Source organism: Aeromonas sp. R10-2, from assembly GCF_040908445.1.
Lineage (GTDB): Bacteria > Pseudomonadota > Gammaproteobacteria > Enterobacterales > Aeromonadaceae > Aeromonas > Aeromonas veronii.
Window position 1 is genome coordinate 1 of record NZ_JBFODS010000085.1, and the last position, 10,867, is coordinate 10,867.

General features: G+C 61.6%; 8 protein-coding genes. 3 read left to right on the forward strand and 5 right to left on the reverse strand.

Annotated features, from left to right (window positions below; translation table 11 throughout):
- Nucleotides 1-97: 97 nt before the first annotated feature.
- Together AB5Y97_RS16325 and AB5Y97_RS16330 are read right to left on the reverse strand one after the other, a co-directional pair.
- Nucleotides 98-583 carry a hypothetical protein gene (locus AB5Y97_RS16325; RefSeq protein ID WP_368158482.1) on the reverse strand — a complete coding sequence of 162 codons (486 nt, stop codon included), beginning with the start codon at nt 581-583 and terminating at the stop codon, nt 98-100.
- Nucleotides 584-669: 86 nt separating this feature from the next.
- The gene (locus tag AB5Y97_RS16330; RefSeq protein WP_005340092.1) at nt 670-1,092 is read right to left on the reverse strand and encodes a hypothetical protein; all 423 of its coding nucleotides are present in this window, start codon (nt 1,090-1,092) and stop codon (nt 670-672) included.
- 88 nt (nt 1,093-1,180) lie between these two features.
- Here AB5Y97_RS16330 and AB5Y97_RS16335 point away from each other — a divergent pair, with 88 nt between their 5' ends.
- Both AB5Y97_RS16335 and AB5Y97_RS16340 read left to right on the forward strand, forming a co-directional pair.
- Complete coding sequence (locus AB5Y97_RS16335) at nt 1,181-1,849, forward strand: response regulator transcription factor (protein ID WP_005340090.1); 669 nt, start codon at nt 1,181-1,183, stop codon at nt 1,847-1,849.
- Nucleotides 1,846-3,090 carry a HAMP domain-containing sensor histidine kinase gene (locus AB5Y97_RS16340; protein ID WP_120416270.1) on the forward strand — a complete coding sequence of 415 codons (1,245 nt, stop codon included), beginning with the start codon at nt 1,846-1,848 and terminating at the stop codon, nt 3,088-3,090. Before AB5Y97_RS16335 ends, AB5Y97_RS16340 begins: the two co-directional genes overlap by 4 nt.
- 95 nt (nt 3,091-3,185) lie before the next feature.
- Here the strand turns inward: AB5Y97_RS16340 and rimK are convergent, their stop codons facing one another.
- Nucleotides 3,186-4,082: a 30S ribosomal protein S6--L-glutamate ligase gene (rimK, locus tag AB5Y97_RS16345; RefSeq protein ID WP_005340088.1), complete on the reverse strand. Its 897-nt coding sequence runs from the start codon at nt 4,080-4,082 to the stop codon at nt 3,186-3,188.
- Between the two features lie 231 nt (nt 4,083-4,313).
- On the reverse strand, nt 4,314-8,009 hold the full coding sequence (gene metH / locus AB5Y97_RS16350) for a methionine synthase (protein WP_201947802.1): 3,696 nt from the start codon (nt 8,007-8,009) through the stop codon (nt 4,314-4,316).
- 216 nt (nt 8,010-8,225) lie between these two features.
- Here metH and AB5Y97_RS16355 point away from each other — a divergent pair, with 216 nt between their 5' ends.
- Nucleotides 8,226-9,503 (forward strand): sodium:proton antiporter, encoded by a 1,278-nt coding sequence (locus AB5Y97_RS16355; RefSeq protein WP_021231596.1) that lies wholly within the window; start codon nt 8,226-8,228, stop codon nt 9,501-9,503.
- Nucleotides 9,504-9,566: 63 nt separating this feature from the next.
- Here the strand turns inward: AB5Y97_RS16355 and AB5Y97_RS16360 are convergent, their stop codons facing one another.
- On the reverse strand, nt 9,567-10,769 hold the full coding sequence (locus AB5Y97_RS16360) for an ISL3-like element ISAeme19 family transposase (protein ID WP_368157222.1): 1,203 nt from the start codon (nt 10,767-10,769) through the stop codon (nt 9,567-9,569).
- Nucleotides 10,770-10,867 lie beyond the last annotated feature (98 nt).

Sequence of the window (10,867 nt, forward strand, 5' to 3'; positions counted from 1 at the left end):
CTTTTACTTTGGCGAGCATAAGGGTACCACCAATCATCAGTTGGCCACCTCTCGCCATTCATCCATGAGTGTCGCACTTATTATCTGAATTCCCGAATTACTCTTCCGGATTGATCACTTCAATTCCCTGCAATATTCCATCCGCCGAACGGATCAATACCAGCTCGCTCCCGGCGTGCAGATCGGCGACCGAACCGTTGACCCAGCGCACCTGCGGATTGAGTGGCACTGTGCCCAGGGTTGCCAGCGTGAGCTGCCGATCATCGAAGGATTGAAGGCGATCTTGCGCCCGCTGCCAGGGCTGATTGGCCAGCGGGGCTCTGGCGGCCTGCAGCTCGATCCGGGTGGCAACGCCATCAGCCACCAGCAGAGCGAGCTGGTCGCCGGGCTTGAGTGGCTGCGGCCAAATCTCCCCCTGCCGCCAAACGGCGGCACTGCCCTGCTCCACTTCGGCCCCCTGAAATTGCAGGCGGATGCCGTCGCTGTGCTCCAGCTCCACCAGCCACAATTCGTCGGCTCCCGCCTGCGCCGCCCAGAGCGGCACACCCAGCATCCATGCACACCACTTTCTCGATTGTTCCATCTTCGTTCGTCCCTGAACAAAAAGCCCATGCTGGACAAGCATGGGCTTCATTCGGGAGCATTTCTAATCGGAACGCAGAGATCGGATCAGTCATCCTCGCGGCAGCGGCTCAGGCGCATGCCGTCAAACTTGCACTCCAGCTCGAGCCAGCGCCCTTCAAACGGCGCCAGACTGTTATCCGAGGTGGTGTAGCCCCAGATCCGCCCCCCTTCCACCGGCCCCTCCAGATCCATCTCGTCCTTGTCATCTTCGTCGAGGGCTTCGACCTTGCGCACATAGCGCACGCCGTTCTCCACCACCCCCTTCATCTCGACCCAGGTGCCGCCGAGATCATCCTCGTTGAGCCAATCCTTGAAGCGGGTCTGGTCGTCGATCACGAACGGCATGCCGTTGACCATTAACTGGCCAAGCTGCCAGGTGGTGCGGCCGGTCAGTTTGAATTCGGTCGCCTGTGCGGTGCCAAGTGGCAACAAGATAAGCAGTAGGAGGGCGCAGAGAGACTTCTTCATCAGGGATCCTCGGGGTTACACTGGCAAACAGGATGCCGAATCCGGTGTGAAAAGAGCGTGAAACGCTCGCCAACCAGGAGAGCAAAGCATGAAGATTTTGGTAGTGGAAGACAATCCTCAGGTGGCGGAAACCATCATGGATTATCTGGAGCTGGCCGGTCACCGCCTCGATTGTGCCTATCACGGTCAGGCGGCGCTGCAACTGCTGGAGGAGCAGCGTTTCGACGTCATCATCATGGATGTGATGATGCCGCGCCTCGATGGCCTCAGCACGGTGGCGCGCCTGCGCGAGCAGGGGATTGCCACTCCCGTGCTGTTTCTCACCGCCCGCGACAGCCTGGAAGACAAGCTGGCAGGCTTCAAGGCGGGGGGGGATGACTATCTGGTCAAGCCGTTCGCCATGGAGGAGCTGGAGGTACGGCTGCAAGCTCTGAGCCTGCGCGGCCCGCGCGGCGATGTGGGGGCCATCAGCTTTGGCGATCTGACGGTCGATGTCGCCAGCGGCCGCGCCACCCGCGCCGGTGAGCCCCTCAAACTCGGCAAGATCCCGTTCCGGATCCTCGCCCTGCTGGCCCGCCGCGCCCCCGCCATCGTCAGCCGTCAGGAGGTACTCGACACCGTCTGGGGGGATGAGGAGCCCGACTCCGATGCCCTGCGCAGCCATATCTACGCCCTGCGCAACGCGCTCGACAAGCCCTTCCCCACTCCCATGCTGGAGACCCTGCACGGTCAGGGCTACCGACTGGTGAGCGCATGAGTCTGCCGAGCCTTCGCCGCCGCCTGATCATGGCGCTCGGCGGTGCCGGGGTGGTGCTGCTGATCCTGCTCTCCGGCCTGATGCTGGTGGCCGAAGACAAGATGGAAGAGCTGAGCCTGCGCCACTGGCTGGAAGCCGAAGTGACCCGCTACAGCGATGACTGGCTGCGACTCGGCCCGGCGGCGGCCGCCCCGAGCCCCAGGCAGTTCTCCAGCTACTGGACCGAGGCGGGCCGCTTGCCCAAGTGGTTGAAGCCCTACCAGACTCCCGGCTTTTTCGAGCACCAACTGGGCAAGGAGGACAAACACTTTCTGGTGGCCCGTCACCCCTCCGGCGAGGGACTGCTCTATCTGGTGTTCAACGACGACGCCGACGACTACCTCGACCCCTACGAAGACAAGCTGCATCTGGCCACCCGACTGATCGGGGTGACCCTGCTGCTGGGCTGCCTCGGCTTCGGTATCTGGCTGGTACGCCATATCACAGGGCCGCTGCAACGGCTGCAACAGAGGGTCGCCCACCTCACCCCGGATCAGGCGGATTTCGAGCCCGACGCCCCCTGGCAGGAGCTGCGGGATATCGAGCTGGCGCTGCTGGCCGGCAAACAGGAGGTGAGCGCAGTGTTCGCCCGCGAGCAGGAGTTCAGCCGTTTCGCCAGCCACGAGCTGCGCACCCCCAACATGGTGATCCAGGGCTCGGCGGCCCTGCTCGGCAAGGTGACGGACTTGCCCGCACCGGCCGCCCGCGCCACCACCCGCATCCGCGCCGCCGCCGACGAGATGGCGCTGCTCACCGAGACCTTCCTGCTGCTGGGCCGCAAGGAGGCAGTGGAGCGACCGCTGCAGCAGGTGACCCCGCTGATCCGTCAGGAGCTGGCCCGCCTAGCCCCGCTATTGCAGCGGGAGGCCCTCGATATCCGGCTTAATCTGGATGAGAGCAGCGAAGTAAATGCCCCCCTCTCCCTGCTCGCCATCGCCCTCGGCAACCTGCTGAAAAATGCCCTGAGCTATGCCGAGGGACATATCGACATCGAGCTGTGTGGCCCGGTGCTCACCATCAGCAACCCGACGGCGGCGGCACCGGATCAGATCCTCGGCTACGGCTGTGGCCTCACCATCATCCAGCGCATCTGCGAGAAACTCGGTTGGCAGATCGACACCCGGCTGGAGAATGGCGTATTCAGCGCCCGGCTGGCGATGATCACTGCCGAACAGTTCCCTCTCCCTTTGGGAGAGGGCTAGGGTGAGGGCGCAGTGGCACCGCCAACCCACCAGCCAGATAGCAACAAGGCGCCCGAGGGCGCCCTGTTTTTATCTGACGGATGCAAGCCTGAGGCTCACTCCGCCGGTTTGTTCTTGCGGCTCGCCTTGAGTTCGAGGAACTCGATGATTTTGCCGGCCACATCCTTGCCGGAGGCGGCTTCCACCCCTTGCAATCCGGGGGAGGAGTTGACCTCCAGCACCAGCGGGCCACGGGCGCTACGCAGGATATCGACCCCCGCCACATCCAGCCCCATGATCTTGGCGGCCTGCACCGCGGTCGCGCGCTCTTCCGGGGTGATCTTGATCGCCTCGGCGGTGCCGCCACGGTGCAGGTTGGAGCGAAACTCCCCTGGCTGGGCCTGGCGGCGCATGGCGGCAACCACCTTGCCATTGACCACCAGACAGCGGATGTCGGCGCCATTGGCCTCGCGGATATACTCCTGCACCAGAATGTTGTTGTTGGTCTGGATAAAGGCCTCGATCACGCTCTCGGCGGCTTTCTGGGTCTCGCAGAGCACCACGCCAATCCCCTGGGTTCCCTCCAGCAGTTTCACCACCAGCGGCGCCCCGCCCACCATGGTGATGAGGTCGGGCACGTCGTGGGTGCTGTGGGCATAGCCGGTGATGGGCAGGCCGATGCCGTGGCGGGAGAGCAGTTGCATCGCCCGCAGCTTGTCGCGGGAGCGGCTGATGGCCACCGAGCTGTTGAGGGCCATGGTGTTCATCATCTCGAACTGGCGCAGCACGGCGGTGCCGTAGGCGGTAATGCTGGCCCCGATCCGGGGGATCACGGCGTCATAACTTCCCAGCTCCCCACCCTCGTAGTGAATGGAGGGGTTGTGGGAAGCGATGTTCATATAGCAGCGCAGGGTGTCGAGCACCTCTACCTGATGACCGCGCGCCTGCGCCACCTCGACCAGACGGCGGGTGGAGTAGTTTTTCGGCTCACGGGATAAAATGGCGATCTTCATGACAATTCCGCTAGAAGGCTGTGCCTGGGCAGGATGGGGCGGGAGAGTATAAGGTGCCACAGCGCCAAGACAACGCCAATTGTTTATCCTGACAACAAGACAAACCACGCAAAACCGCACGCTACCACATCACTGTGACCAACAGGTTAAACGGCGGCTCTGCGCAGGTTGTTCAACCCGTGCAAGGATGCCGCCGTTTCTCGTTAAAGATCAACCGATGTCACGCGGGAGTCAGTTCAGGTTTGGCCCCAGCCAGCGCTCGGCCTCTGCCTGCGTCATCCCCTTGCGGGCGGCGTAATCCTCCACCTGATCTTGCTGGATCTGCGCCACCGCGAAGTACTTGCTCTCGGGGTGGGAGAAGTACCAGCCCGACACCGCCGCCCCCGGCCACATGGCGTAGGATTCGGTGAGCTGCATGCCGATGGCCTGCTCGACATCCAGCAACTCCCAGATGCTCCCCTTCTCGGTGTGCTCCGGACAGGCCGGATAACCGGGGGCCGGACGGATGCCCTGATAGTTTTCGCGGATCAGCTCCTCGTTGCTGAGGGCCTCGTCGGGAGCATAACCCCAGTGCACCTTGCGCACCTGCTCGTGCAGGTACTCGGCAAAGGCTTCGGCCAGACGGTCGCACACCGCCTGAATAAGGATGGCGTTGTAATCGTCGTGCTGCGCCTTGTAGGCCTTGGCGATGGCCTCCTCACCGATGCCGCCGGTCACCGCGAAGGTGCCGATCCAGTCGGGCTTGCCGCTCTCTTTCGGCGCCACATAGTCCGCCAGACAGTAGTTGGGGAAGCCCTGCTTCTCGCTCTGCTGGCGCAGGTGGTGCAGCACCTTGATGACCTCGGTGCGCGACTCGTCGCTGTAGACCTCGATGCTGTCTCCTACCGCGTTGGCCGGGAACAGGCCGATCACCCCGGCACAGCGCACGCTCTGATCCTTTTCCAGTTGATCCAGCATGGCGTTGGCGTCGGCAAACAGCTTGGTCGCCTCCTCGCCAATGATCTCGTCCTCGAGGATGCGCGGATACTTGCCTGCCAGCTCCCAGCTGAGGAAGAACGGCGTCCAGTCGATGTAGGGGCGCAACACCGAAATGGCCACATCTTCGAACTTCTGCACCCCGAGCTCGCGGGGCTTCGGCGGCTGGTAGCCAACCCAGTCCAGCTGGTGCCGGTTGGCGCGGGCATGAGCCAGACTGACCGGACGGGAGCGCGGCTGCTTGCGGGCATGCTGATCCCGGGCGATCTCGTACTCCTTGTCGATGCGGGCGACAAACGCCTCCTTGAGATCCGGGCTGAGCAGGCTCTGGGCCACCCCCACCGCGCGGGAGGCGTTGGAGACATAGACCACAGGCTCCGAGTAGTTCTGCTCGATCTTGACCGCAGTGTGGGCCTTGGAGGTGGTGGCACCGCCGATCAAGAGCGGCAGCTTGAAGCCCTGACGCTCCATCTCCTTGGCCACGTGCACCATCTCGTCCAGGGACGGGGTGATGAGACCCGACAGCCCGATGATATCGGCGCCGACCTCACGCGCCGTCTTGAGAATCGTCTCGCAGGAGACCATAACCCCGAGGTCGACAATCTCGAAGTTGTTGCACTGCAGCACTACCCCGACGATATTCTTGCCGATGTCGTGCACGTCCCCTTTCACAGTCGCCAGCACGATTTTGCCGTTGCTGGAGCCGCCCGATTTTTCCGCCTCGATATAGGGCTGCAGATAGGCCACCGCCCGCTTCATCACCCGGGCCGATTTCACCACCTGCGGCAGGAACATCTTGCCCGCCCCGAACAGGTCGCCGACCACGTTCATGCCATCCATCAGCGGCCCTTCGATGACATGCAGCGGCTTCTCGGCGCCAGCGCGTGCCTCTTCGGTATCCTCTTCGATAAAGTCGGTGATCCCCTTGACCAGTGCGTGCTCCAGCCGCTTGCCCACCGGCCAGCTGCGCCACTCCTGATCCCGCGGATCCTCGGCCTGGGCGCCGGCACCGCGATACTTCTCGGCGATGGCCAGCAGCTCCTCGGTGGCGTTGTCATTGAGGTTGAGCACCACCGCCTCGACCTTCTCTTTCAGCTCGGCCGGAATGTCTTCATAGATGGCAAGCTGACCGGCGTTGACGATCCCCATGTCCATGCCGTTCTTGATGGCGTGGTAGAGGAAGACGGCGTGAATCGCCTCGCGCACCGGCTCGTTGCCGCGAAACGAAAACGAGACGTTGGAGACGCCGCCGGAGATCATGGCGTGGGGCAGGTGCGTTTTAATGTCCTTCACCGCCTCGATGAAGTCCACCGCGTAGTTGTTGTGCTCATCGATGCCGGTCGCCACCGCGAAGATATTGGGGTCGAAGATGATGTCTTCCGGCGGGAAACCGACCTGATCCACCAGGATCCGGTAGGCACGCTGGCAGATCTCGAACTTGCGGGCGCGGGTATCGGCCTGACCCGCTTCATCGAACGCCATCACGATGACGGCTGCGCCGTAGCGGCGCAGCAGTTTAGCCTGCTGAATGAACTTCTCCTCCCCCTCTTTCATGGAGATGGAGTTGACCACCGGCTTGCCCTGCACGCACTTGAGGCCCGCTTCCAGCACCTCCCACTTGGAGGAGTCGATCATCACAGGCACCCGGGCGATATCCGGCTCACCGGCGATGAGGTTGAGGAAGCGCACCATGGCCGCTTCGGCGTCCAGCATCCCCTCGTCCATGTTGATGTCGATGATCTGGGCGCCGTTCTCTACCTGCTGCTTGGCAACATCGAGCGCCTCGTCGTAGAGCCCCTCCTTGATCAGCCGCTTGAACTTGGCCGAACCGGTGACGTTGGTGCGCTCCCCCACGTTCACGAACATGGACTCGGGGGTGATGATCAGGGGCTCGAGGCCCGACAGGCGGCAGGCCACCGGCAGCTCGGGCAGCACACGCGGCTTGATGCCCGCCACAGCGTCCGCCATGGCGCGGATATGGGTCGGGGTGGTACCGCAACAGCCACCGACCAGGTTGAGAAAGCCGCTTTGGGCCCACTCGCGGATATGCTCCGCCATCTCACCCGCATCGAGGTCGTACTCGCCGAACGCATTGGGCAAACCGGCGTTGGGGTGGGCGCTGACGCAGGATTCGCTGATGCGAGACAGCTCCTCCACATATTGGCGCAGCTCATCGGGCCCCAACGCACAGTTGAGGCCGAACGACACCGGCTTTACGTGACGCAGCGAGTGGTAGAAGGCTTCGGTGGTCTGGCCGGAGAGGGTTCGGCCGGAGGCATCGGTAATGGTGCCGGAGATCATCACCGGCAGGCTGTAACCCAGCTCCTCGAACACCCCTTCCACCGCGAAAGCGGCCGCCTTGGCGTTGAGGGTATCGAATATGGTCTCGATCAGGATGATGTCGGCTCCGCCCTCGATCAGGGCATGGGTCGATTCGGTGTAGGCGGCCACCAGCTGGTCATAGGTGACGTTGCGCTTGCCGGGATCGTTCACATCCGGCGAGATGGAGGCGGTACGGTTGGTGGGACCCAACACCCCTGCGACGAAACGCGGCTTGGCGGGATCTTTTGCCGTCCACTCGTCTGCCACGGCGCGGGCCAGACGGGCGGCTTCCCGGTTGATCTCGGCGGAAAACTCTTCCATCTCGTAATCGGCCATGGCGATGCGAGTGGCGTTGAAGGTGTTGGTCTCGAGAATGTCGGCCCCGGCAGCACAATACTGCTCGTGGATCTCGCGGATCACCGCCGGACGGGTCAGCACCAGCAGATCGTTGTTGCCCTTGATGTCGGTATGCCAGTCGGCAAACCGCTCACCCCGATAATCCGCCTCACCGAGTTTGTAGCCCTGGATCATGGTGCCCATGGCCCCGTCGATGATCAGGATCCGCTCCCTGAGGCAGGCTTCCAGCTTCTTTGTTACGTCCGACTGCTTGCTCGGCTCTCTGCTCGACATTACGTTCGACACCGCGTGTTCCTCTTACATCCATGCAACTGCGTAAACAGCATCCTAACAGCAAACAAATAAAATGGAAATCTAGCCGTCTATCAGTCCAAATGCACCACCATATACTCATTTATGGGTAATGAGTAACATAGGGCCCGAGAGTAACCTATGCCCGTCCTGCATAGGGATACGTGCTTGCTGTCTACCAACGAGAAAAAAATAACTATGAGCGTCTACTACACACTCTGTTTTCTGGCAGCGTTGGCGATTTTTATCGCCTTTGCCAACCAGTATGTTGTGAAGATCCAGACCACCATCGCCATTACTGCGGGCTCCATGCTGATCTCCGCACTGCTGGTGCTGTTTGGCAAACTGGGTTGGTTCAATCTGGAACCTCTTGCCGTCAAGACCATGGAGAGCATCGACTTCCAGAACTTCCTGCTGAAGGGGATTCTGGGCTTCCTGCTGTTCGCCGGTGGCCTCGGCATCAACCTCAAGGCGCTGCGTAGCCAGAAGTGGGAGATCACCATTCTGGCCATCATTGCCACCCTGCTCTCCACCTTCCTCATCGGCTACGGCTTCTGGTTTATCGCCAAGCTGCTGGGCTGGGAGTTGCCGCTGGTCTACTGCATGCTGTTCGGCGCGCTGATCTCCCCCACTGACCCGATTGCCGTACTGGCCATCGTCAAGAAGATGAAAGCGCCGCCCCAGATCGCCATCCAGATCGAAGGGGAATCCCTGTTCAACGATGGTGTTGGCCTCGTCATCTTCGCTACCGTGTTTGCCGTCGCCTTTGGCGGTGTCGAGCCCACCTTCGGTAGCGTGGCCGGTCTGTTCCTGCACGAAGCCCTCGGCGGCATCCTGTTCGGCGCCGTGCTGGGTCTCATCGCCCACGTGATGATCAGCGCCACCGATGACGGTTCATTGGAGCTGCTGCTGACTCTCTGTATCCCGACCGCCGGCTTTGCCTTTGCCAACATGATCGGCGTCTCCGGCGCACTGGCCATGGTGGTCACCGGCATCATGATCGGCAACTGGACCCGTCACTCCGGCTTCTCCGAGCAGAGCAGCCATCACCTGGATCACTTCTGGGAGTTGATGGACCAGTTCCTCAACGCCCTGTTGTTCCTGCTGATCGGTCTGGCGCTGGTACTGCTGGATCTCGCCTGGCGTGACTGGATCCTGCTGGTCATTGCGGTGCCGCTCTGCCTGGGCGCCCGCTTTATCAGCGTGTCGCTGCCCTATGTGGCTTTCCGCCGATTCCGCAATTACAACACCTTCTCGGTGCGGATCCTCACCTGGGGTGGCCTGCGCGGTGGTCTGGCGATGGCGATGGCACTGGCACTCCCCTCCGGCGTCATGATGATCCCGGAACATGGCGTCGACCTGCGTCAGGTCATCCTGGTGATGACCTACTCGGTGGTGATGTTCTCCATCGTGGTGCAAGGCATGACCATCACCCCGATGATCACGGCTGCCAAGAAGGCCTGTGGCGACTACTGAGTCGGCCCACTGTGCTGATTGCAGAATGAGAGAGGGCTCCCGTCGGGAGCCCTCTTTTTAGGTTCATCGCGGCTTTCCGGGGAAGGCCGCCTTGATTTTCAGAAAAAAGTATTCTGAGTCCCTAAATCCATATGCCATGCGCTTTATCACTTTGATCTTGTTGTTCACCCCTTCCAGCACACTCGTGTGCATCGGGTAGTTTGCACTCGCCAGGATCCCCCGCATATATTTCGATAAATTTCGACCAAATCGTTGCAGCGGCGCTAGCCCGCTTTCCTTCACCTGCCGCATCCAGCTCCGCCATCGTCGCCATCCTTCCCACACGCTCGGCGCATACCAGATGCCCTTCAACCCCTCTTTCAGCACGTACACCATCGCCAGCGGTTGATTCGCCGCCAACAGCTCCTGCAACTTCACATCCTGTTTTTCACTCAACTTCGCCCGATTACGTAGCAGCAACCAACGCGCACTTTTGACCACTTTTCGCGCCGGTTTATCGCTTTTCAGTGCATTCGCCTGCTCCACTCGCACCCGGTCCACCACCTCTCGGCCATAGCGAGCCACCACGTGGAACAGGTCGTAGACCACCTCCGCCTGCGGGCAGTGTTGCTTCACCTCCAGGTCGAACGCCGTGTTCATGTCCATCGCCACCGCTTCAATCTGCTGGCATCGCTCGCCGAGCTGCTCGAAGAAGGGACGGATAGCGGCCCGGCTGTTGCCGTGCCCCACCCACAGGACGCGGATTCGCTCGGCATCCATGATCACGGTGGCATAGCGGTGTCCCTTGTGCAGGGCAAACTCATCCATCACCAGCCGCCGCACCTCCCCAAGTTCGATGGTGCCCACACTGGTCTGCAAACGGCGCTTGTCGATCTCCTTGATGGTGTGCCAACCGACCCCGGTGAGCTGGCTGACATGGCGGATGGGGAGGTACTGAACGAGCGCTTCAATCCAGCACTGCATGCGCCGGGTGAGGCGGGAGCCAGAGGGGAGCCAGTCGATATGTTCACTGACGCGACCACAGCGCAGACAGTCGACGCGGCGAACAGGCAGTTGTAACCAGACTTGTCGGTCAAATAGGTCTCGCTCACGCACCCGGCGGATACGTTGGTCGTGGATCAATGGCGTGGGTTGCAGGCATCGGCGACAACGGGGCAACAGGTCGGCGCGAGGCTCAAGGGTAAACAGGGTGTGATGGTTGGCAGAAAGCGCTTGGGCGATGACGGTATAACCTGGCCAGAAGGAGGCAATATCAATATGATGCACGGCGACAGCAGGGTGATGGTGGTGGTGTGTTTGGAGACAGCCAGTTTACCAGCACCCTGTCTGTCAACTTCCACTTCCCCAAGATCCCGCGAAGAACC